The 21828-nt window shown below is 72.2% G+C and carries 15 protein-coding genes; 7 read left to right on the top strand and 8 right to left on the bottom strand.

Features of this window, described 5'->3' with window-relative positions:
- The first annotated feature begins 255 nt into the window (after window positions 1–255).
- On the top strand, window positions 256–1671 hold the full coding sequence (locus tag WME85_RS24585; protein WP_437841517.1) for a sugar porter family MFS transporter: 1416 nt from the start codon (window positions 256–258) through the stop codon (window positions 1669–1671).
- Window positions 1672–1692: 21 nt separating this feature from the next.
- Here the strand turns inward: WME85_RS24585 and WME85_RS24580 are convergent, their stop codons facing one another.
- Together WME85_RS24580 and WME85_RS24575 are read right to left on the bottom strand one after the other, a co-directional pair.
- The gene (locus tag WME85_RS24580) at window positions 1693–2283 is read right to left on the bottom strand and encodes a DUF981 family protein (protein WP_437841514.1); all 591 of its coding nucleotides are present in this window, start codon (window positions 2281–2283) and stop codon (window positions 1693–1695) included.
- Between the two features lie 228 nt (window positions 2284–2511).
- Window positions 2512–4701, bottom strand: coding sequence for a PAS domain S-box protein (locus tag WME85_RS24575; protein ID WP_437841511.1), 2190 nt, complete (start codon window positions 4699–4701; stop codon window positions 2512–2514).
- A gap of 321 nt (window positions 4702–5022) precedes the next feature.
- Here WME85_RS24575 and WME85_RS24570 point away from each other — a divergent pair, with 321 nt between their 5' ends.
- Window positions 5023–7731 (top strand): cation-translocating P-type ATPase, encoded by a 2709-nt coding sequence (locus tag WME85_RS24570; protein ID WP_437841509.1) that lies wholly within the window; start codon window positions 5023–5025, stop codon window positions 7729–7731.
- A gap of 25 nt (window positions 7732–7756) precedes the next feature.
- Here WME85_RS24570 and WME85_RS24565 read toward each other — a convergent pair whose 3' ends face one another.
- The 3 genes from WME85_RS24565 to WME85_RS24555 form a co-directional block, all read right to left on the bottom strand.
- Window positions 7757–8518 (bottom strand): SIMPL domain-containing protein, encoded by a 762-nt coding sequence (locus tag WME85_RS24565; protein ID WP_437841507.1) that lies wholly within the window; start codon window positions 8516–8518, stop codon window positions 7757–7759.
- Between the two features lie 747 nt (window positions 8519–9265).
- Complete coding sequence (locus tag WME85_RS24560; RefSeq protein WP_437841504.1) at window positions 9266–10453, bottom strand: GNAT family N-acetyltransferase; 1188 nt, start codon at window positions 10451–10453, stop codon at window positions 9266–9268.
- A 66-nt stretch (window positions 10454–10519) separates the two neighbouring features.
- Window positions 10520–11761: a GAF domain-containing protein gene (locus tag WME85_RS24555; RefSeq protein WP_437841502.1), complete on the bottom strand. Its 1242-nt coding sequence runs from the start codon at window positions 11759–11761 to the stop codon at window positions 10520–10522.
- Between the two features lie 103 nt (window positions 11762–11864).
- On the opposite strand from WME85_RS24555, the gene WME85_RS24550 reads away from it, so the two are divergent.
- The gene (locus tag WME85_RS24550) at window positions 11865–13943 is read left to right on the top strand and encodes an ATP-binding protein (RefSeq protein WP_437841499.1); all 2079 of its coding nucleotides are present in this window, start codon (window positions 11865–11867) and stop codon (window positions 13941–13943) included.
- Window positions 13944–14085: 142 nt separating this feature from the next.
- Here the strand turns inward: WME85_RS24550 and speB are convergent, their stop codons facing one another.
- On the bottom strand, window positions 14086–15033 hold the full coding sequence (gene speB / locus WME85_RS24545; RefSeq protein ID WP_437841497.1) for an agmatinase: 948 nt from the start codon (window positions 15031–15033) through the stop codon (window positions 14086–14088).
- Window positions 15034–15297: 264 nt separating this feature from the next.
- Here speB and WME85_RS24540 point away from each other — a divergent pair, with 264 nt between their 5' ends.
- Complete coding sequence (locus WME85_RS24540) at window positions 15298–15918, top strand: pyruvoyl-dependent arginine decarboxylase (RefSeq protein ID WP_437841494.1); 621 nt, start codon at window positions 15298–15300, stop codon at window positions 15916–15918.
- A gap of 22 nt (window positions 15919–15940) precedes the next feature.
- Here WME85_RS24540 and ppsA read toward each other — a convergent pair whose 3' ends face one another.
- A complete protein-coding gene (gene ppsA, locus WME85_RS24535; RefSeq protein ID WP_437841492.1) occupies window positions 15941–18238 on the bottom strand; it encodes a phosphoenolpyruvate synthase in 2298 nt (765 codons plus the stop codon).
- On the bottom strand, window positions 18235–18912 hold the full coding sequence (locus WME85_RS24530; RefSeq protein WP_437841489.1) for a nucleoside recognition domain-containing protein: 678 nt from the start codon (window positions 18910–18912) through the stop codon (window positions 18235–18237). Before WME85_RS24530 ends, ppsA begins: the two co-directional genes overlap by 4 nt.
- A 112-nt stretch (window positions 18913–19024) precedes the next feature.
- Between WME85_RS24530 and WME85_RS24525 the strand changes: the two genes are divergently transcribed.
- The 3 genes from WME85_RS24525 to WME85_RS24515 all read left to right on the top strand — a co-directional run bounded on the left by WME85_RS24525 (window position 19025) and on the right by WME85_RS24515 (window position 21827).
- Entirely contained in the window at window positions 19025–20269 is a 1245-nt protein-coding gene (locus tag WME85_RS24525) for a 4Fe-4S dicluster domain-containing protein (protein WP_437841486.1), read from the top strand.
- Window positions 20266–20733 (top strand): cyclic nucleotide-binding domain-containing protein, encoded by a 468-nt coding sequence (locus WME85_RS24520; protein WP_437841484.1) that lies wholly within the window; start codon window positions 20266–20268, stop codon window positions 20731–20733. The genes WME85_RS24525 and WME85_RS24520 overlap by 4 nt, the downstream gene beginning before the upstream one ends.
- Window positions 20734–20984: 251 nt before the next feature.
- Window positions 20985–21827 (top strand): FAD/NAD(P)-binding protein, encoded by an 843-nt coding sequence (locus WME85_RS24515; protein WP_437842347.1) that lies wholly within the window; start codon window positions 20985–20987, stop codon window positions 21825–21827.
- Window position 21828: the final 1 nt, after the last annotated feature.

Below are 21828 nucleotides of genomic sequence, written 5' to 3'. Positions count from 1 at the left end.
AGGTGGAGTTCGTGCCTCCCGCCGTTCATTCGAGCGGGGGCGCGGCCGCCCGTTCCGTGCCTCACTTTAGAAGGAGATGATCGAGCGACTCGACATCGTGCTCCGGCGCCTGGATGCGATCGTGGCCGGGCTGACGCCGGCAGCGTCGCGCTTCGTCGAAGAGCAGGCTGACCTGAAGGACGTTCCGGGTGCTGGGGCTGCTGACGCGATGAGTACGGCCGTCGCGGTCGGCACGCTTCGTGGTTCACCGGCGGCATGCGAGAGCCCGCGGCGCAGCAGGGGGACGGACGCGGCGAGGAGCACCTCTTCACCGTACGGGTCGCCCTGATCGCGTCCGTCGCCGCGCTGGGCGGCTTCCTGTTCGGGTTCGACACCGCCGTGATCAACGGCGCCGTCGGCGCGCTGGAGAGGATGTTCACAGCGCGCGCGGTCACGGTGGGCCTGTCCGTGTCCTCGGCGCTGCTCGGCGCGGCCGCCGGCGCGTTGCTCGCAGGCAGGCTGGCCGACCGCCACGGCCGGACGCGGACGATGCTGGTGACCTCTCTGCTCTTCGTCGTCAGCGCGGCGGGCTCGGGGGCGGCGGTCTCGCCCTGGGACTTCAGCGCGTGGAGGGTGCTCGGCGGCGTCGCCGTCGGCGCGGCCAGCGTCGTCGCGCCCGCGTACATCGCGGAGATCGCGCCGGCTCACCTGCGCGGCCGCCTCGGATCGCTCCAGCAGCTCGCGATCGTGCTCGGCATCTTCGTCGCCCTGCTGGGCGATTACGCCATCGTGACGTACGCGGGCTCGGCGGCGAGCCCGTTCTGGCTCGGGGCCAGCGCCTGGCGATGGATGTTCTGGAGCGCCATCCCACCGGCGCTCCTCTACGGGATGGGCGCGCTGCTGATCCCCGAGTCCCCGCGCCACCTCGTGGCGAGGGGGCGCGTGGCCGAGGCGCTCGTCGTGCTCCGTCGGCTCCTCGGCGCGGCCGCAGAGGCGAAGCTCGTCGAGATCCAGAGGACGCTCTCGTCCGAGCGCCGGCCCAGGCTCGCGGACCTGCGCGGGCGCGCTGGGCTGCGCCGCATCGTCTGGATCGGCATCGGCCTCTCGGCATTCCAGCAGCTCGTGGGCATCAACGTCATCTTCTATTACTCGAGCGTCCTCTGGCAGGCGGTCGGGTTCTCCGAGCGGAGCTCCCTCGCCATCACGGTCATCACCGGCGTCACCAACATCGTGACCACCCTCGTCGCCATCGCGACCGTCGACCGCGTCGGGCGAAGGCCGCTGCTGATCGCGGGCTCCATCGGCATGGCGCTGACGCTCGGCGCCATGGCGGCCGTGTTCGGCGCCGCGGGCGAGGACGCCGCGGGCAACCCCGTCCTGAGGGGCGCCGCCGGCCCCGTCGCGCTCGTCGCGGCCAACCTCTATGTCTTCTGCTTCGGGGCGTCCTGGGGTCCGGTGACCTGGGTGCTGCTCGGCGAGATGTTCGACAACCGCATCCGCGCCCTCGCCCTCTCGGTCGCGGCGGCCGCGCAATGGCTGGCGAACTTCCTCGTGACCGCGACCTTCCCCGCGCTCAAGGAGGCCGGCCTGGGCGTCGCCTATGGGCTCTACACCGCCGCCGCGGCGGCCTCGCTGGCGTTCGTCGTCGCCTTCATCCCCGAGACGAAGGGCAAGGAGCTCGAGGAGATGTGATGTGCGCCGGCGACGCGCGGGCTATCGCCACGAGCGCGCCTCGAGCGGCACCCACTTCCCGAACGCGTCGAGGCCCGTGTGCTTCACGTAGGCCACATAGCCGAACAGCGCGAACAGCGCCGCCGAGGCCGCGAGCAGCGCGCCTGCTGCGCGCCTCGCCAGCGCGGACCTGTCCATCGCCGGAGCGAGCAGCAGCCCGAGGCCGCTCGCGCCGTACATCGCCGCGGCGAGCGCCGGGTTTTGCGTCATCCCGTGGCGCGCGATGGCCAGCGCGAGCACCAGGTTGGTGACGCCCCCGAAGGCCCCGAGCAGGAGCAGGGGGCCCAGACGCTCGCCCAGCCACAGCGCCGGTGCCCCGACCACGAGCAATGTCCCGAAATAGGCGAGCGGCTCTCCGAAGACGATGTTGTACCCGCCCGGGATGGGCCATGTCAGCACGATGTGGAGGCCCGTGATGAGCAGGAGGAGCCCGGACGCCCCGAACGCCCAGGCGAAGCTGCGGCGGCGAGGCTGCGCGTCCCCGGCGGCGGGCGTGCCGAGGAGGTAAAAGGCCCCGAGCGCCAGCGCCGCCGCCGCCGTGACGAGCGCAAGCGTGAGATAGTTGATGTACATGGATTCCTCACCGTCGCGCGAGCCGGTCGCCGCCGAGCCAGCGCCCGACGCTGCCGAGCCGCGCCGGAGAACGTAGGGCCGGCGTATGCGTGCCGGCAGCGCGGCGACGCCCGCGGAGATGCGACGTACGGCAGCCAGGCGTGCGCACGTCCGCGTCCAGCCGGCCAGGGCCTTCTGCGCGCTCCGGCTCCTCCTGTGGCGCGGGCTCTCGCCCGCGGCGCCGAGGTGTTACCAGGGCTCCCTGTCTGAAGACCGGGCGCGCTGCGGCAGCGGCAGCGTGAACTGGAAGCTCGTCTTCCCGGGCGCGCTCTCGACCCAGACCCGCCCTCCGTGGGCCTCGACGAGCCCTCGCACGATGTAGAGCCCGAGCCCCAGCCCGGCGGCGCCTCCTGCCTTCGCCTCGCGGGTCCGGTAGTAGCGGGCGAAGAGCCTCGGCAGCTCCTCCGGCGCGATGCCCTTCCCCTCGTTCTGGACCGCCACGAGCACCTCGCCGCCCCGCCGCTCCACCGCGACCCGGATCGGCGTCCCGGGCGCGCCGTACTTGGCCGCGTTGGACAGCAGGTTGGTGAGCACCTGCTCCAGGCGCCCGGGATCGGCCAGGAGCGGCGGGATCCCGTCCAGCACCTCGACGTCGACCCCGTGTCCCTTCGTCGCGTCCGCCGTCCGCTCCACCGTCGCCCGGATGAGCGCCGGGAGATCGACCTCCGCGGGCCTGAGATCCAGCCGGTGCGACTCGAGGCGGGAGACGTCGAGCAGATCGCTTATCATCCGGTTGAGCTGCATCGCGCTGGCCACGATGTGCCGCGCCTTGTCGCTGGACTGCGGCTGCTTTGCGAGCAGGGAGGCCTTGAGGACGATGTTGGTGATCGGCTGACGCAGGTCATGGGCGATGATGGTGGTCCATTCCTCGCGCATTCGCTCGAGCTCCTTCAACGGGCTGATGTCCTCGCCGGCCACGACCGCCCCGGTGATCTTTCCCGCGCCGTCGCGGAGCGGCGCGGCGGCGACGAGGAAGGTCCGGCACGAGCCGTCCGCCTCGGCGATCACGATCTCCTCGCCGGGGACCGTCTCGCCTCGCATCGCCCGGCTCGAGGGCAGCTCGTCGAGCGTCATGGGGGTGCCGTCCGGGCGGCGCATGCGACCGACGTACTGACTCCGCGCCGCGGCGCCCCCGGTGATCTCGACGCCGTGCGGATTGGCGATCACGAGCTCCTCGCCGTCCCGCTCGATGAGCAGGAGCGGGACGGGAGCGCTGTCGAAGATCGTTTGCAGCGTCCTCCGCTCGGCATCCAGCTGCGCGAGCAGGCGCTCCCGCTCCTCCTCCGCCTGCTTGCGCTCGGTCACGTCCTCCACCTGGGCGATGTAGTGAATGGGCTCGCCTCTCTCGCCGCGCACCACGGACACGTGCAGGATGACGGCGATGACCGCGCCGTCCTTGCGGATGTAGCGTTTGGCGAGCTGATAGCGCTGGATCTCGCCGCGGCGCAGCTGCTCGACCAGGCCCACGTCGGTGTCCAGGTCGTCGGGATGGGTGATGTCCTGGAACCGGCGCTCCGAGAGCTCTTCGGCCGAGTAGCCCACGATCTCGCAATAGACATGGTTGACGCGGATGAAGCGCCCGTCGAGCCCGATGATGGCCTTGCCGATGGGCGCGTTCTCGAAGCTGAGCCGGAAGCGCTCCTCGCTCTCGCGGAGCGCCTTCTCCGCCTGCTTGCGCTCGTTGGTGTCGTCGTCACCGGCATGGACGCCGGGGTCGGCGTGCTCCGCCCCGGCGACGGCGCGCGCCCGGTCCGCCATGGGCTGGAGCGCCACGGGTCGATCGAGGCTGTCGCCGCCGTCGGCAGTCGACCGCCGGACCGGCTCGATCTGGGCATTGACGCGCGCGTTTTCCTGGCGCGCGAGGGCGCTGTCCAGGCCCATCGCGAAGATCGCGGCGAGCGCGCCGAGGTCGACACCGGCATCGGGGTGAGGGTGGGGTAGATACCAGGACAGGACGCCGAGGCAGCGACCTCGGGCGCAGAGCGGCATCGAGACGACGCTCTGCGCGTCTACCCGCGCGCAGACCTCGCGTGTCAGGCACGAGCCCGGCTCGACCGAGCGCGCGTCGCTCATCACCTGAACTCGGCCCGTGCTCGCCGCCCGGGCGTCGAGCAGCGGCGCGTCGAGCGCCACCCGCGCGAGGCCGAGACGGACGTCGGCCGGCAGGTGGCGGTGGGAATGAAGCCCGAGCTCGGCGGTGCGATCGGAGGCCAGGAGCAGGTAGGCAGCGCGTGCGCCGAGCTCCACGACCTGATCGAGCAGGAGACCGGCGAGCTCGTCCAGATCGGTCGTGCGCGCGACTCCGAGCGCAGCGCGCGCAATGAGCTCGGCCGGCGCCGCGCCAGCCTCGTGGTGCCCACATCGACAGGGGGATGCCATGCTGGCGACCTCCTCTTCGCGGCTGCTCGACGCCTCGACTTCTTCTGTCCACACCATGGCCCCCCGCCTCGATCGGCCGATTGTCGCACGAGAGCCACGTCGCCTGAAGCTTCAACGCGGCCAGGTCCATGGGATGACTTCCCGCGATGCCGAGCTGTTCATGCTCTGTTCATGCCGGCCGGTGCGGGAGGCCCGGTGCACCGCTGTGCGCAGCGCGCCTCGCCCGCTGTGGTCACCGCGTGTTCACCCCACGTTCAGGGGGGCAGCCCGCTGCCGCGCAGCGGACCGAGGCTTGCTACCTGCTGGCCGAGGCCCGCGGAAGTGAGTCGCTCGTCTCCTCGTGCCGCCGCGGCCGGTCCTGTCGGCGCGGCCGGACAGGCAAAGCCGCTCCACGAAACCGGCGCGCAATCATGCGTTCATCCCGCGGAGCTCGCCGCGCTCTCCGTCGCGGGGCGAATCCAGGCATTGCGGTCCGCTCCGAACGGCCTGACCGAAGCCGAAGCGGCGAGGAGGCGGCTCGCCCACGGCGACAACGAGCCTGCGCCGCCCAGGCGGTCACGTCCGCTCCGGATCCTGCTCGCGCAGCTCACGCACACGCTCGCGCTGCTGCTCTGGCTCGGCGCCGGGCTGGCCTTCGCCGCGGGGGCCCCGGAGCTCGGGTTCGCCATCATCGCGGTCGTGGTGCTCAATGGCGTGTTCGCGTTCCTCCAGGAGCACCGCGCCGAGCAGGTCGTGAGCAGCCTGATGCGCCGTGTCGCCGTGCGCGCCCGCGTCGTACGGGCGAGCGTCGAGCGGCGTGTGCCCGCGCGCGAGCTCGTACCGGGCGATGTGGTCCGGCTGGCGGCAGGGGAGATCGTCCCCGCCGACTGCATCTTGCTCGGCGCAGACAGCTTCTCGATCGACCTCTCGATGCTGACGGGCGAGACGGCCCCGGTCGATCGCGACGCGGCGCCGGTCGCCCCGCCGGGCCGAGGCGCAGAGGAGCTCGCGCTCCCGAGCCTGCTGCCGAGCGGCGCGTCCGTGGTGACCGGCGCGGGCGAGGCGCTCGTCTTCGCGACGGGCGCGGAGAGCGCCGCGGGCAAGATCGCCCTGCTCCTCGAGCAGGGCGGGCGCGAGGGCTCGCTGCTCGAGCGCCAGGTCGCGCAGCTCTCGCGCGTCACCGCGGTGATCGCGGTGATCGCCGGCGCGGCCACGCTGGTGCTCGCGCAGGCGTTCCACCGCGTCGGCCCGCTCGGCGCGCTCACGTTCGCGATCGGCGTGATCGTGGCGCTCGTCCCCGAGGGGCTGCTCCCGACGCTCAGCGTGTCGCTCGCGATCGGCGCGCAGCGCATGGCCGCGCGCGGCGCCCCGGTGCGGCGCCTGTCCGCGGTCGAGGTGGTCGGGTCGGTGACGACCATCTGCACGGACAAGACGGGGACCCTCACGCAGAACGCGCTCTCGGTGCGCGGCTTCACCCCCGCGCGGGGCGCGCCGCCGGACGCGGAGCGGGCGGCGCGGCTCGCGGCCGCGCTGTGCAGCAACGCGCGCCCGGCGCCGGCGGGGGGCGATTGCGAGGGCGATCCGGTGGACGTGGCCCTCGCGCGCTGGGCCGCGGCCGGCGGGGTGGACCTGGCCGAGGCGCGCGCCCGGTGGCCGCGGATCGCCGACACAGCGTTCGACGCGCGCCGGCGCTACATGGCGGTGACGTGCGCGGAGGGCGGCGCCACGCGGGACTTCGTGAAGGGGGCGCCCGAGGCGGTCGTGGCGCTGACCGGCGCGCCGGCGCCCGCGGGCCTCGACGAGGCGGTGGTGAGCGCGGCCGAGCGCGGCGAGCGCGTCCTCCTGCTCGCCGTGAGGGAGGCTGGCGGCCCGCTCAAGTGCCTGGGCCTGGTCTGCATGCACGACCCGACGCGGCCGGAGGTCCCGGAGGCGATCGCCGCCTGCAGGCGCGCCGGCGTGCGGGTCGTGATCCTGACCGGCGATCACCCCGCGACCGCGCGATCCGTGGCCGCCGCCATCGGGCTGGACGCGGCCGACCGCCTGGCCGAAGGGCCCGAGATCGACGCGATGGACGACCGGGAACTGCTGGAGCTGCTCCAGGCGGGCGCGACCCTCGCGCGGACGACGCCGGAGCAGAAGCTGCGGGTCGTGCAGGTGCTGCGGCGGTCCGGCGAGGTGGTCGTGGTGACCGGCGACGGCGTGAACGACGCCCCCGCGCTCCGCGCCGCCGACGTGGGCGTGGCGATGGGGCTGCGCGGCACCGAGGTGGCGAAGCAGGCGGCGGACATCATCCTTTCCGACGACAACTTCGCCACGATCGTGGCGGCCATCGAGGAAGGCCGGGCCATCAAGCAGAACATCCGCCGCTTCGTGAGTTATGTATTCACGAGCAACGTCGCGGAGCTCGTCCCGTTCCTTCTCTACATCTTCTTTCCGATCCCTCTCCCGCTCGCGATCGTGCAGGTGCTCGCGATCGACCTGGGGACCGACGTGCTCCCCGCGCTGGCGCTCGGCGTGGAGGCGGCGTCGCCCGCGACGCTGCGCGTGCCTCCGGAGCCGCCCCGAAAACCGATCCTCACCCGCGAGCTCGGGCTCAGGACCTTTTTCCTCTACGGAGCCGTCGAGGCGCTGCTCGGCGTCCTTGCGTACCTCGGCTTCCACTGGGCGCACGGCTGGAGGCCGTTCGACTCCCTTGAGCCCTTCCGTGCGCTGGAGCGGGAGGCGGCGACGATGACCTTCGTCGGGATCGTCTCGGGTCAGATCGGGTGTCTGTTCGCGCAGCGTGACGGGCCTCTGCGGAAGCGGCTCGCGTTCTGGTCGAACCCCTGGGTGGCCGCGGGGCTAGCGCTCGAGGTCGCGCTGGCGATCGCGCTGCTCTATGTGCCCGGGCTGAGCGGGCTCTTCGCGATGGCCCCGGTGGGACCCGTGTGGCTCCTGTGGCTGCCCGGGGGCGCCGCGGCCATGGTCCTCGTCGATGCGCTGCGGCGAGCCGCGCTGGCGCGCGGGAGCCGTCGGAAGCCGCCGCTTCCGGCTGGGTTTGGTGGCGTCTGACCACCGCTCGCAACGATGAGCGACCTCACACCGGCTCCGGTGTGTTTCGGGCCGGGTCCGCCGTCGGCTGCTCGTGAGGTCTGCCGATTGTCCTCAGCAGCGACGCCGCTGCCCTCCTCGCGAACCGGAAGCGGGCCTTCACGGCGGCTGTCACCCGTATCTCTTCGGGCTCGATCGGGAACGTGGTCGCAGCCGAGCCGAGCGCATCGGCCGCCGTCTTGAAGGCGCGCTCGTCCCTCTCCTCACCCGCGGTCGACACCGATCGCCACCCGACGAGCTTGATCCCGGCCGCTTCGGCGATGGCGCCGGCGCTCTTCTCGGCGTCCTCGATCGACGCCTTGAGCGCCGCGCGGTAAGCCTCCTGCGGCGCGCTCAGGAAGAAGCGGATACCGCCGGTCTGGTTGGCGCCCGCGGAGAGCGCCGCTTCGAGGATCCGCGAGCTCTCGGCGCGGAGGGCGTCGATCGAGACCCCCTTGAGGACCACCGAGATCCAGCTCGTCGCCTCGTATCCGATGATCCGCGGCGGCGCGGTGCTCCCCGGCTCACTTTCGCGTTCCGAGATCGGGCTCACCGAGATGTTCACGTTCCGGACCCGGAGCGACGGGATCTGGAGCCTCTCCAGCGCCCCGATGATCGATCTCGTCGTGGCCGCGGCCTCGTCGCGGGCGGCCTTGAGATCCTCGCCGCGCGCCTCCACGGACACGCTCGTGCGGAGCGAGTCGGGCGGGCGCGACACCGTGCCGAACCCTTCGACCTCCACCGTCTGCAGATCTGTACGTTTTGCCATGGTGCTCATCCAACCTTCCGTTCGTGAGGGTGACGTGAGGCCAGCAGGTCCGCTCAGGGAGCTTCGGCTCGTCACCGCGGCAGGAGAGCAGGCGGAGATCAAGCGAGCCATGCCCTGCCGGCTGCCTCCGCTGCTGTTCTCCGCAACGACACCACCGGGATATCGGATCGGCAACGAGATACGCCTCGTCAGCGGTCCAGCGGGCCCGCGCATCCCCGGACGCTCTTCAGCTGAAAATGTTGTCGCAGTGGACCTCGCATTGATTTCTGCGGTTCATGCACTCCCTGTAGGCTGCAAGAGCGACCCGATAGGCTGCAAGAGCAGCCGGGTTGCTGATGGGGGAATGAGGGGGAGGGGGAGGAAAACGACAGTAATTCACCTCGCTGCACCGCTTGATGCACAGCTCGAGACCCGGGTTTTCCGCCGTGAGCGCTTCGCTGTCCACGTCCGTCATCTCCGGATCGTCGACTTACGCGGCGACGTGCCCTTGGAACGCCACGGCAGAAGTTCCCACCATGAGCATCGCCACGGGTTTCTTCATGGTTCCCTCCCCATCCGAGTGATGTGATGACGCCCGAGGTGAGCCCGGGCCCGCCGCTGTCGGGAGCGTCAGCTTCCATCTCGAACGTGGTGCACCCGCGGGTCATCCGGGAGAGGCAGCCCCGGCGCGAGCAGGAGCCGGCGACAGGAGCCGCGGGGGTCGAGGCGGCCGCAGGTCGACCCCGGCCAGCATCGGAGCGGCCGCCCTCACTCCGCAGCCAGCCAGCGGGGCGGAGGCGTCGCGCCGCGGATGACCTGCCGCGCCGTCAGGACGGCGACGCGGCCCGCCTCGCGCTCTTCCGCGAGCCAGTCCAGGAGCGTGGAGAAGTCCTCTGTGGAGATGCTGTAGTCGTCGCAGGCGTCACAGAGATGGTGGAAGGTCAGCTGTATCCATCCGCCAACCCGCTGCGCGCGGCGGACGAGAGCCTGGATTCTGGGGAGGCTGTGAGCTCGGCGGAGGGAGCCGGGGGTGCGGGTGGCCATCAGGTCGCGCGGAGGGATGGTCTCCGCCCATGTGCAGAAGGTGCATGGAGGGTAGCCAATCCCGCCAGCCTCTCTGGCGCTTTCATAACCGCAGGAGCGCACCTGCTCGGCGCTGGAGCTGTCGTATTCGCCAGCGGGGTACGCGAAGTCGCTCACGTCGAAGCCCAGCGCGTGGAGAGCGCGCCGATCATCGCAGATCTGATGGCGCTGCTCTCTGGCGGGGAGCCCGGGCAGCCGCGCGTGAGCGATGGTGTGGCCCCCGATCTCATGGCCGTCGGACGCGAGCGCGCGGAGCTCGGCGACCGTCAGGTAGCCGGGGCGGTCGAGTCGACCGCTGTTCACGAAGAACGTGGCATGCATCCGGTGCTCGGCGAGGATGGAGCGCGCGGAGAACTGATTCGCCAGGGTGTCGTCGAACTCGAGGGACACGACAGCGATGCCCGGGGGAACCCCTGTCAGGAGGACCGAGGCGAGGAGGACGGCGGTGAGGCACGCGCCGACGCACACCAGCACCGCCTGCTCTTGGCGCGTCGGGAGGCGCCGCGCGCCGCCCTTCTCTGTGCGTAGGATCTCCACAGCAGACAACGCCGTATCATCTGCCGTACCTGCGCCTCCGGCGTCCTCATGACGGCGAGCGGGGCGCGAGAGCGCCTGCACCCGCATCATCGCCTTGTTGGTGAGCAGGACGTCCGCCTCGAATCCCGAGATCCCCCGGGCTCTCGCGATCTCCGCCATCCGCCGCATCAGCAGGGTGCCGACCCCCTTGCCCTGCCACTCGTCGCGGACGACGAAGGCGACGTCGGCCAGGTTGTTCTTCGGATCGACGTCGTACCGGGCCATCCCGATGTCGACCGGGACGAGGTGGGTGATCCGGTCGACGTGCAAGAACGAGTCTCCGTGGGTGCGGGGCATCCGCGGGTTGACCTCGGCGAGGACCCACCTTCCGCCGTCGAACTCGGCCCGCGCGAGCCCGTTCGATCAGACCATCTCTTCCGCGGGATCGTGCTCTGCGGGACCGTGCGCCCGGCGCTCCGGAGCTCCCTGGCGGGCCGGCACCAGGATCCGCACCGGGAGCGGCGCCTTCATGGTAACGCCCAGGCCGGGGGCGAGCGTGAGGCAGAGCTCTCCGCCCGTCGGCCTCGACCGGAGAGCGAGGTGCACGACGCCGCCGCGAGCCGCCTTGATGGCGTCCAGCAAGATGCGAAAGAGCGCGCGCGCCAGGGTGTGAGGGGCCGCCTCCACCACGACGGGCTCGATCTCCTGGATTGTCATCGTGACGTCGCGGACCGCCGACTCGACTTCGAGCAGCTCCGCGATATCCCGGACCGTCGCGTCGAGCGCCACCGGGCGCGGCGCGACGGTCTCGTCGAGCGCGAGCGCTCGCCACAGCGCAGCGCGGCGCCGGAAGCGGCACAGCACCGTGGCCGCGAGCTGGATCAGATCACGCGTATGGGTGAGCAGATTCCTGGCAAGCTGATCTGCGGCGATCTCGATCCTGAGGCGCGCCGCGGCCTGCACCTGGAGGATGTCCTGGAGCAGCCGATTCAGCTCCTCCGTGGGCACGTCCCGCGCCGCGAGCACACGCTCCATGTCCTGCTCCAGCCGTTCGGCCAGGAGCTCCATCTCGATGGCGTGCGCGGCGCAAAGCAGGATCTCGCGGAACCCCCTGCCGACCTCCGGTCTCCTGACCGAGATGCTGAGCACGCCGGCCACCTCGCCTTCTCCGTCCCGGAACGGGATCCCCTGGCACGTGAACGCATGGAATCCCTGAATGAAATGCTCTGGACCCACGAGCTCGACATAGCCGCCCTCGGCGAGCGCCGTGCCGACGCCGTTCGCGCCACAGGCGCTCTCCTCGAGCAGCGCACCAGGGCCGGGCACCCGCTCGGGACCGTGGACGCTCTGCTTGTCACCGCGGACGTCAAGGATGATCGCCCGCGCGTCCCCCAGCATGACGGCGTGGCGCTCATCGCCCGATGCCCGGCTGAGCGCGCGCAGGTAAGGCTCGGCAGCGCGAAGGAGCCCTCGGTGCCGCTCGCGCAGGCGTTCGGTGTCGAGCGAGCTCAGACCCTCGGCCCGAGGACGGCTCGGATCGGCTCCTCCCGCGTGCGAGCGCGCCCAGGCCCGAAGCACATGAGGACGCAGCTGCTCCTCATCCAGGGCGCCGACCGAGCGGTAGAGGCGTCCCGCCTCGAGCGCTGCATCGAGCCACGCCACCATGAGCCTACCCCCTCATTCGAGCGCGCGATTGCCTTCGCCCTCGTCCGTGAACCTGTATACATTGTACTCTGCCAGCTCCCGGGGGAGAAGTAGCAACGCGGGGGTGGGGCTGTTCCAGGGACCCGTCCTCCCAAGGAAGGGCGCGAACGGCATCATGCAGGCACCCACCGTCCTGGTCGTGGAGCACGACGATGCACAGCGCGAGGAGCTCCGCGGCATGCTCGAGGCCGCAGGGCTGCAGGTCGAGCTGGTGGCGACGGTCGCGGCGAGCCTCGAGAGAGCCGTGGGACGGCCGGACCTGGTGCTGCTCAACGTCGATCTCCCGTTTCCGCCGGGCGAGCGGTGCGAGCTCTGCCAGCGTCTCCAGGGGTCGCCGGACACCGCCGCCATCCCGGTGCTGCATGCCAGTCGGTCCCGCGCGGCCGTCGGTCGGTCCCCGATGTCCGATGGCTGTGGTGCCAGCTCGCGTGCATGGCCGCTCGAGAGCCGGCTTCTGATCACGGCCGTGCGCGCGCTGCTCGAGGCGCGCGCGGCAAAGGCCGAGGGCGCCGAGAGCGAAGAGCGGTTCCGCACGACCTTCGATCTGGCGGCGGTGGGGATGGCCCATGTCTCCCTGGATGACCGCCTCTTCCGGGTGAACCCGAGGCTCTGTGAGTTGCTCGGCTACACCCTCGAGGAGATGATGGCGCTCCACGCCCAGGATCTCCGCCACCCGGAGCACGCCGAGGGAGCGCTCCGGCACATCCAGGCGCTGGGCCATGGGGTGATCCGCTCCTCCACCGTCGAGGAGCGCTGGCTGCGGCGGGACGGCTCGGTGCTCTGGGTCGCGGTCACGCGCTCGCTCGCTCGCGACCGCGCGGGGGCGCCGCTGTACATCGTCGAGGGCGTGAACGAGATCGAGCGCCGCAAGCGGGCCGAGGAGGCGCGGGAGCGGGCCCTTGCCGCCGAGCGCGTCGCGCGCATCCAGGTCGAGCTGGCGGAGGCGCGCATCGGCCGGCTCCAGGCGCTCACGTCGGAGCTCTCGCGCGCGGTGACGCCTGCACAGGTGGCCGAGGTGGTGCTCACGCTGGGGCTCGCCTCGCTGTACGCCGACGCGGGCTATGTCGCGCTCCCGGCGGAAGACGGCATGATCGAGGTCCTCCTCGCGCCCGGGTACCCGCAGGCGGTGCTCGAGCGCCACCGCCGCATCCCCCTGTCCGCGCGTCTACCAGCCGCCGACTGCATCCGTACGGGCCAGATGTTGGTCTTCGAGTCCCCCGAGGCGTTTCAGGCTGCCTATCCCGACTCTCCGATGGGCGACTGGGCCAGGACCCGCGTCTGTGTTCCGATGATGCTGGGCGACCGGACCCTCGGCGTGCTCGGGGTCACCTACCTCGACACCTGTCGGCTCAGCGAGGACGATCGAGGCTTCATGAGCACGCTCGCCCAGCACTGCGCGCAGGCCCTGGAGCGCGCGCGCCTCTACGAAGCCGAGCAGCGGGCGCGGCGGCTGCGCGAGGAGGCGCTGGCCATCGCGGCGCACGACCTCCGGAACCCGCTGTCGTCGATCCTGCTGGCGGCGTCCCTGCTCGAGCGGTCCGCCCCGGCGGGCGCGGCGGGACAGCCGGTCCGCGACCGGGCGCAGCGGATCAAGCGCGCCGCGGAGCGCACGATCGAGATGCTCCGCGAGCTCCTCGACGCGGCGACCATCGAGGCGAAGAGCCTGAAGCTCGACATGCGGCCGTACGAGGTGGGCTCGCTCGTCAACGAGGTCGTCGAGATGCTCTCGCCCATCGCCGAACAGAAGCAGATCCGGCTCCACGCCGTCCTGCCGGGGAGCTCGACGCAGCTCACGTGCGATCGTGGCCGCATGCTCCAGGTGCTGTCGAACCTCGCGGGCAATGCCCTGAAGTTCACCCCTGAAGGGCGCGAGATCACGATCAGCGCGGAGGTCGAGGGCGCGCATGTCTGCCTGTCCGTCAGCGACACGGGCACGGGGATCAAGCCAGAAGATCTGCCGCGGCTCTTCGATCGCTACTGGCAGGCGCGGGCGACGCGCAGCGCGGGCGCGGGGCTCGGGCTATACATCGTCAAGGGCATCATCGAGGCTCACGGCGGGCAGATATCGGTCGAGAGCGCGCTCGGGGTGGGAACGACGTTCTCCTGTACGATCCCCGTCGCGAGTAAACCTGAAGGAGAGTAGGGCGCCGTCCCCCCGCATTCCCGCGCTCGGAGATGGAAGCTGACCGCGCCGAACGCGGGGATGGGTCTCGTTCGGCCCTCAGCTCCTCCGTGCGTGCCGCTGCGAGCCGCCTTTCCCGCGCGCGCGGCATACGGTCACAAGGTCACCCGCCGCGCCGCCGGACGGCGAGCAGCGACAGCAGCTCGAATGCCAAGTTGGCGGCCAGGATCGACGTGATATCGCCATGATCGTAAGGCGGGGACACCTCCACGAGGTCGCACCCCACGAGCTCGATCCCGCGCAGCCCTCGCACCAGCTGCAGCATCTCTCTGCTGGTGAAGCCGCCCACCTCCGGCGTGCCGGTCCCTGGCGCGAACGCTGGATCGGCCGCGTCGATGTCGAGCGAGACGTAGATCGGGCCGCGGAGGACCTCTCGCATCATCCGGACGACGGCGGGCAGGCCGAGCCTCGCGACGTCATCCATCGTGATCGCGCGCACGCCGCGCTCGCGCGCCCACTGCCAGTCTACCGCCTCCTCCGTCGGGCCGCGCAGCCCGACCTGGACGTAGCGCGAGGGGTCGAGGATCCCCTCCTCGATGGCGCGGCGGAACGGGGTGCCGTGGCTGTAGGGCTGCTCGTCGAACTCGCGGAGCCAGGTGTCCGGGTGGGCGTCGAAGTGCACGACCCCGAGCGGGCCGTGCTTCCTGGCGTGGGCGCGCAGGAGCGGCAGGCTGACCGAGTGATCGCCGCCGAGCGCCAGCACCGTCGCGCCCGCTGCCAGGACAGCGCCGACCTCGGCCTCGACGTTGGCCATCGACGCGGTGATGGACGGCGGGACCACGCTCACATCGCCGTAATCCACCACCTGGAGCACGTCGAGCGGCTTGACCGCGAGCGTGTTGTTGTAGCCCCACAGCATCACGGACGCCTCGCGGATCCGTCGCGGACCGAGGCGCGCGCCGCTGCGGTAGGATGTGCCGCCGTCGTACGGTACGCCGACGACGGCCACGTCCACGCCGGCCAGATCGCGTGTGACCGGGCGGCGCATGAACGACGTTATCCCGGCGAAGGGCTGGAGCTCGGCGCCAAAGCCAGATTCCGATGCGGTCATGAGGCGCTCCTGGGATGAGGGGAGTCGCGCCATCTTGACCGCTCCCGCGCGCTCCAGCCAGCGCTCCCACCATCCGGCCGTGCAGCGCAGACATCGCGCATCCGTCACCGCGGCTCTCCGCGCGCCCCGGAGACGCGGGGGTGGCGCCGGCATCTCATGCTGCCGGGTGCGCGAGCCCGGGCGTGCGCTCCAGCGCCACGGATCCTGGAGGGCGAGCGCCGAGACGTGCCGCGCGGAACCTGGACATCCCGGGGGCGAGCTCCGATGCAACAAGAACCGAATTACCTCACCCGCGTGCCGCTGGCCTACTTCGTCACCTCGGGATACGGAGACACCGACTACGGTGGAGGGCTCGATCCATGGCACACAGGGTCGTTCGACCTGGCCCTGGCCATGGGCGGTATCGAGAACTTCAACATCGTCCTCTGCAGCTCGGTGATCCCGCCGGAGTCGTACGAGATCCCCCTCGACGTCGCGCGGCCCCACTTCCGCCACGGCGCGGTGATGGAGGCGATCATGGCCGCCATCAACGGGAGGACTGGCGAGACCGTCACCGCAGGGCTCGGCCGCGTCCGCGTCCGCGATCGACGGACCGGCGCCTGTCTCGGCGGGTTCGCCGCCGAGTACGAGGGGCACGGCGACGCCGCCACGGCCGCGCGCACCTTGCGTCGCGAGCTGGAGGGCATAGCGCTGCGCCGTTATGACGCCGCGCAGGTCGACCTGGAGTACGACGAACCGGCGATCGCCTCGCGCGTGATACAGAGCAGGCACGGCACCGCGATCGCCGCGCTGTGCTGGCTCACCTATTCGTTCCCTCAGGTGACCGAGCCGCAGCGCGAGGCCCTGCGCGCCGCGGCGAAGACGCGGTGTCCAGCGGGCGTGTAGCGGGCAGGGCTCGTCGCTGCCCTCACGGCCGCCGCGCCGCCTCGAGCAACAGCCGCCGCTCGGCCGCCGCGATGACCTGGCGCGCCGCGGGCTCGGCGTCCGGGTTCACCGAGATGGACGTGATGCCGAGCCGCACGAGGTGCTCGGCGAACTCGGGACGGTTCGACGGCGCCTGCCCGCAGAGCGAGGAGGTGATCCCGGCCGCCCGGCACGCCCCGATGATCCGCGCGATGGCGTCGAGCACCGCCGCGTCGGACTCGTCGAACAGCTCGGCGCACACCGCGGAGTCGCGGTCCACCCCGAGCGTGAGCTGGGTCAGATCGTTCGAGCCGATCGAGACGCCGTCGATGCCCATGCGCGCGTACTCCGGGATCCAGAACGCGACGGAGGGCACCTCGGCCATGACCCACCGGTGCAGCCCGCGCTGGCGGCCGAGCGGGCTCCTGTCCATGAGCTCCAGGCAGGCCGCGAGCTCCCAGCGCGTGCGGACGAACGGGATCATCACATGCAGGTTCGGCGTCTCCTCGCGGACGCGGGCGAGCACCTCGAGCTCGAGCGCGAACAGCTCCGGATCGCGGACATACCGGTAGCAGCCGCGGTACCCGATCATCGGGTTGTCCTCGGCGGGCTCGTAGTGCTCACCCCCCTTCAGCCCGCGGAACTCGTTGGTGCGGAAATCGTACGTCCGGTAGATGACCGGCCGGGGCTGGAAGGCGCGGGTGATGCGGAGCAGCGCGGCCGACATGCGCTGGAGGAACTCGTCGCGGCCGCCGGACGCGATCAGGGCCTTCGGATGCGCGCCGCCGAGCGCGTCGAGCAGCATGAACTCGGCCCGGAGCAGCCCCACGCCGTCCACGGGTCGCGCGGCCACCTCCTCGGCGCGCTCGGCGATGGCCAGGTTCACGTAGAGGCGCGTGCCGAGGACGGCCGGCGGGGGCGCGCGATCGGCCCTCATCACCGCGAGCTCGACCCCCGCGATCGCGGGCGACGCTTCCGGAGCGGCGCCGGGCGCACCCGCGGCGGCCCGTTGCCCTTCGAGGACCTTGCCGTGCGCGCCGTCGACGGTGACGAGCTCGCCGTCCCGCAGGGTCCGCGTGGCGGAGCGCGTGCCCACGACACAGGGGATGCGGAGCTCGCGGCTGACGATCGCGGCGTGGCAAGTCATCCCGCCGCTGTCCGTCACGAGGGCCGCCGCGCGGCGGATGGCGGGCACCCAGTCGGGTGACGTCATGGGCGCCACGAGGACCTCCCCGGCCTTGAGCCGCTGCCCCTCCTCCGGCGAGCGGAGCACGCGCACCACGCCGGACGCCGTGCCTGGGGACGCGCCGAGGCCCGAGACAAGGACCTCCCCGGGGGCGGGGTGCGGCGCGCCGAGCGTGGTGATCGGACGGGTCTGCACCAGGTACGTCGCCCCGTCCTCGACGGCCCACTCGATGTCCTGGGGCGCGCCGTAATGCTCCTCGACCCGCAGCGCGAGGCGCGCGAGATCGAGCACCTCGTCGTCCTTGAGCACGCGCCGCGCGCCCTCGTCCTCCGGCAGGTCCACGCGCTGCTCTCCGCCGCCGTCCGGCGCGCGCACCAGCTTGAACGCCTTGTGCCCGACGCGCGCCTCCAGGAGCCGCGGCCCGCGCTTCGCGACCGTGTACGTGTCCGGCTCGACCTGCCCGCCCACCACGACCTCGCCGAGGCCGAACGCCGCCTCGACGACCAGGCGCGACGAGTCCTTCGTGGCGGGATCCGCGGTGAAGATGACGCCGGAGCGCTCGGAGCCGACCATGCGCTGCACGACGACCGCCAGGGCTGGCTCCTCGGTCAGGCGCTGGGATTTCCGGTAGCTGACGACGCGCTCGCCGAAGGCGGAGGCCCAGCAGTCGCGCACGCGATCGAGCAGCGCCTGTTCGCCGGTCACGTCGGTGTAGGTCTCGTGCATGCCGGCGAACGAGGTCGACGCCGAGTCCTCCGAGGTGGCGGACGACCGGACGGCCACGATCGCGTCGGGCCCCAGCTTCCGGTAGGCGCCGACGATTTCCGTCTGGAGCTCGGCCGGGAGCGGCGCCGCCCGGACGAGGCGCTGCAGCTCGGCGCAGGCTGCGCGCAGCCCGGCCGGGTCGTTCGGATCGGCGGCGGTGAAGAGCTCGACGAGCTGCCTTCGCACCCCCGCGACCTCCATCGCCGCGAGGTACGCGTCGGCGGTGATGACGAAGCCCGGCGGCACGGGCAGCCCGGCGCGCGTGAGCTCTCCGAGGTTGCCGCCTTTTCCCCCGGCGGACGCGACATCGTTGCGGGACAGCGAATCGAACCACAGGACGTGCTCGGTCACCGTGTCTCCTGGTCATGGCGAGATGAATCCGCTCGGCGCGCCGCCGCGCCAGCGGCACGCTCGAGCAGCCGCGCGTGCGTCGGATCTCGGGCCTCAGGTGCTCGAGCAAACTCCGGACCCGGCGCCGCCATCCCGGGCTGGCTCACGGGATTCCGAGCAGTCCGCTCCCTTGATAGACGACGAGCGCCGCGACGTACGCCGCCGCGTAGCTGTAGGCGAGGACGAACGCCGGCCAGCGCCAGGTCGATGCGCGTGGCCTGCACGGCCGGCACCGCGCACGCGTGCCCCATCAGGAGCGGCAGGAACGCGCGGCCGCTGAGTCCCATGAGCTGGAGCGATCGGGCGACGAGGAAGGCGCCGCGCGCGAGGTAACCGCTCGCCTCGAGCAGCTCCATGGCGACCGTGAGGAACACGATCTGCGGCATGAAGGCGAGCACCGTCCCCGCGCCGCCGAGCAGGCCATCGACCACGAACGACGCGGCGAGCCCGCCGCCGAGGGAGCGGGACACGACGCCCCCGAGCTGGCCGATCGCCGCGTCGAGCGCCTCGGTGGCCGGGGCGGCCACGAGGAACACGGCGGCGAACAGGAGCGCCATGAGCCCGAGGAACAGGACCGGACCGGCCGCCGGGTGGAGCAGCACGGCGTCCGCGCGCGCTGTGCGGCGCCGAGGCACGCTGCGGGCGCGCGTTGCCAGACGAGCGCCGGAAGGGGAAGCGGCCTGGAGCACGCGCGCTGGTCGTCCGCGGCTCGAATCCAGCGGCACGGAGCGTGCTCGCCGGCCCCGCATGCGCGGCGCAGAGACCGGCTTTCATCCTGGCGACAGCGCGGTGCTCGGCCGGCCGGGGCTCGCGGCGCTCCTCGAGGGCCTGCGCGAGGACGGGTACCGGCTCATCGGTCCCACCGTCCGCGGCGGGGCCATCGTGTACGACGAGATCCAGGGCGTGGAGGAGCTCCCGGCCGGCTGGACCGAGCAGCAGGAGGCCGGCCGCTACCGGCTCTCCAGGCGCGTGGACGAGGCCCTGTTCGGCTACGCGGTCGGGCCGCGGTCGCTCAAGCACCTCCTGTTCGTGCCGCGGCTGCGCCTGGTGCAGCTCAGGCGGCGCGGCGGCACCATCTCGCGGACCGACGAGCCCGAGCCCCCTCCGCGCCTCGCGCTCCTCGGCGCGCGGGCGTGTGATCTCGCCGCGGTCGACGTGCAGGACCGCGTCTTCGTCGACGGCCCGCATCCGGATCCCGACTACACGGCGCGCCGCAGGAGCCTCTTCGTCATCGCAGTGCAGTGCGGGCAGGCAGGCGGGACGTGCTTCTGCGTGTCGATGCGGACAGGGCCGCGCGCCGAGCGTGGCTTCGACCTCGCGCTGACCGAGCTCCTCGACGACGGCCACCGCTTCTTCGTCGAGGTGGGCAGCGACGCCGGCGCTTCCTTGCTCGCTCGCGTGGGCGCGCCCCGCGCGGGCGAGGACGACGCCCGCGCGGCCTTCGAGGTCTCGCGCCGCACGGCGACCCAGATGGGCAGGACGCTCGAGACGGACGGCATCAAGGAGCTCTTCTATCGAAACCTCGAGCACCCCCGCTGGGACGACGTGGCCGAGCGCTGCCTCGGATGCACCAATTGCACGCTCGCGTGCCCGACGTGCTTCTGCAGCACGGTCGAGGACGTGACGGACCTCGCGGCCGACGAGGGCCGGGACTTCAACGTGGGTCGGGGCTCCGCCGATGACATGGGTCGTGACTCCGCGTTCGCGGGTCCCTCCGAGACGGCCGAGCGCTTCCGGCGCTGGGACTCGTGCTTCTCCATCGACCACTCGTACCTGCACGGCGGCAGCGTCCGCGCCTCGCGCCGGGCCCGCTACCGGCAGTGGCTCACGCACAAGCTGGCCACGTGGATCGATCAGTTCGGTACGTCCGGCTGCGTCGGCTGCGGCCGGTGCATCACGTGGTGTCCGGTCGGCATCGACATCACCGAGGAAGCGGCGGCCATCCGCGCTGCAGATGGGGCCGTTGCTGCCGGGGAGGGGAGGCGAGGGTGAAGGCGGAGGAGCTCCTCCCCGTCCTCGGAGCCCACCCATTTCTCGGGGGGCTCCCGGCCGCGCACCTGGCGCGCCTGGCCGAGGGCGCGTCTGCGCGGAGCTTCTCGGAGGGGGCGTTCCTGCTCCGCGAGGGAGGCGAGGCGGACACGCTGTACCTGCTCACGCAGGGGCGTGTGGCGCTCGAGATCCACCGCCCCGGCCGCGACCCGGTGCAGGTCGAGAGCCTGTCAGGCGGGGACATCCTGGGCCTTCACTGGCTCTTCCCGCCGCGCCGATGGGTGCTCGACGCGAAGGCGGTCACACAGGTCCGCGCGGTCGGGCTCGACGCAGCGCACGTGCGCGCGTGCTCGGACGCCGATCCTGCGCTCGGATACGCCGTATCCCTTCGCCTGCTGCGGCAGCTCTACGCGCGCCTGGAGCGCGTGCGGCTGCAGCGCCTCGACGTCTACAGGGCCGAGCCATGACCTTCGTGCCGCGGGAGGCCCCGCTGCCCTTCGCGCCGGACGCAGCGCTCCCGAGGAGCTCCGGCTCCCCGCTCGGGGCTGCGGGTCGCCTGGCGGCGCCCTCCGCCCCAAACCTCGGCTCGCCGCATGGGGCTGCGGGTCGCCTGGCGGCGCCCTCCGCCCCAAACCTCGGCTCGCCGCTTGGGGCTGCGGGTCGCCTGGCGGCGCCCTCCGCCCCAAACCTCGGCTCGCCGCTTGGGGCTGCGGGTCGCCTGGCGGCGCCCTCCGCCCCAAACCCCTGGGCCCCGGAGCCGGCGCGCGTGCGGCGTGTCCACCGCGAGACGGCGACGACCTTCACGGCGACGATCGAGGTGCCGGGCCGCCCGGGCGGCCTCGCGTTCGCGCCCGGCCAGTTCAACATGCTCTACGCCTTCGGGGTCGGCGAGGTCGCGATCTCGATCAGCGGAGATCCCGCGCGGCCCGATCGGCTCCTGCACACGATCCGCGAGGCAGGCTCGGTCACGCGCGCGCTCGGCCGCCTCCGCGCGGGCATGGCGCTCGGGCTGCGCGGCCCGTTCGGGAGCCCGTGGCCCGTCGGCGAGGCGCGCGGCGCCGACCTGCTGCTCCTCGCCGGCGGGCTCGGGATGGCGCCGCTGCGCCCGGCGCTCTGCCACATCCTCCGGCACCGCGCCGCCTATGGCCGCGTCGCGCTGCTCTACGGCGCCCGCGGGCCCGAGGACCTGCTCTACCGCAGGGAGCTCGATCGCTGGGGCCGCCGCGCCGACCTGCAGGTGCTCGTGACCGTGGACCGCGCCGGGCCCGGGTGGCGCGGGCTCGTCGGGGTCGTACCGGCCCTCCTGCGGCTCGCCGACTTCGATCCGGGTCGCGCGGTCGCGTTCGTCTGCGGGCCCGAGGTGATGATGCGCTTCACGGCGCGCGAGCTCGAGCGCCGCGGCGTCCCCGGCGAGCGCGTCTACGCCTCCCTGGAGCGGAACATGAAGTGCGCGGTGGGGATCTGCGGTCGCTGCCAGCTCGGGCCGAGCTTCGTCTGCAAGGACGGCCCCGTGCTCCGCTACGACCGCGTGGGACCGCTGCTCGCGGTCCGGGAGCTGTGAG

This window comes from Sorangium sp. So ce1153, assembly GCF_051521595.1.
GTDB lineage: Bacteria > Myxococcota_A > Polyangia > Polyangiales > Polyangiaceae > Sorangium.
The sequence above is the reverse complement of the archived record's forward strand: the minus strand, read 5'-3'. Positions and strand labels throughout refer to the sequence as shown.

Bases quoted from the DNA above. Each gene is read 5' to 3' on its own strand.
- WME85_RS24585 (WP_437841517.1), top strand. From the start codon at position 256: ATGCGAGAGCCCGCGGCGCAGCAGGGGGACGGACGCGGCGAGGAGCAC.
- WME85_RS24580 (WP_437841514.1), bottom strand. From the start codon at position 2,283: ATGTACATCAACTATCTCACGCTTGCGCTCGTCACGGCGGCGGCGGCG.
- WME85_RS24575 (WP_437841511.1), bottom strand. From the start codon at position 4,701: ATGGCATCCCCCTGTCGATGTGGGCACCACGAGGCTGGCGCGGCGCCG.
- WME85_RS24565 (WP_437841507.1), bottom strand. From the start codon at position 8,518: ATGGCAAAACGTACAGATCTGCAGACGGTGGAGGTCGAAGGGTTCGGC.
- WME85_RS24560 (WP_437841504.1), bottom strand. From the start codon at position 10,453: ATGCCCCGCACCCACGGAGACTCGTTCTTGCACGTCGACCGGATCACC.
- WME85_RS24555 (WP_437841502.1), bottom strand. From the start codon at position 11,761: ATGGTGGCGTGGCTCGATGCAGCGCTCGAGGCGGGACGCCTCTACCGC.
- speB (WP_437841497.1), bottom strand. From the start codon at position 15,033: ATGACCGCATCGGAATCTGGCTTTGGCGCCGAGCTCCAGCCCTTCGCC.
- WME85_RS24540 (WP_437841494.1), top strand. From the start codon at position 15,298: ATGCAACAAGAACCGAATTACCTCACCCGCGTGCCGCTGGCCTACTTC.
- WME85_RS24525 (WP_437841486.1), top strand. From the start codon at position 19,025: ATGCGCGGCGCAGAGACCGGCTTTCATCCTGGCGACAGCGCGGTGCTC.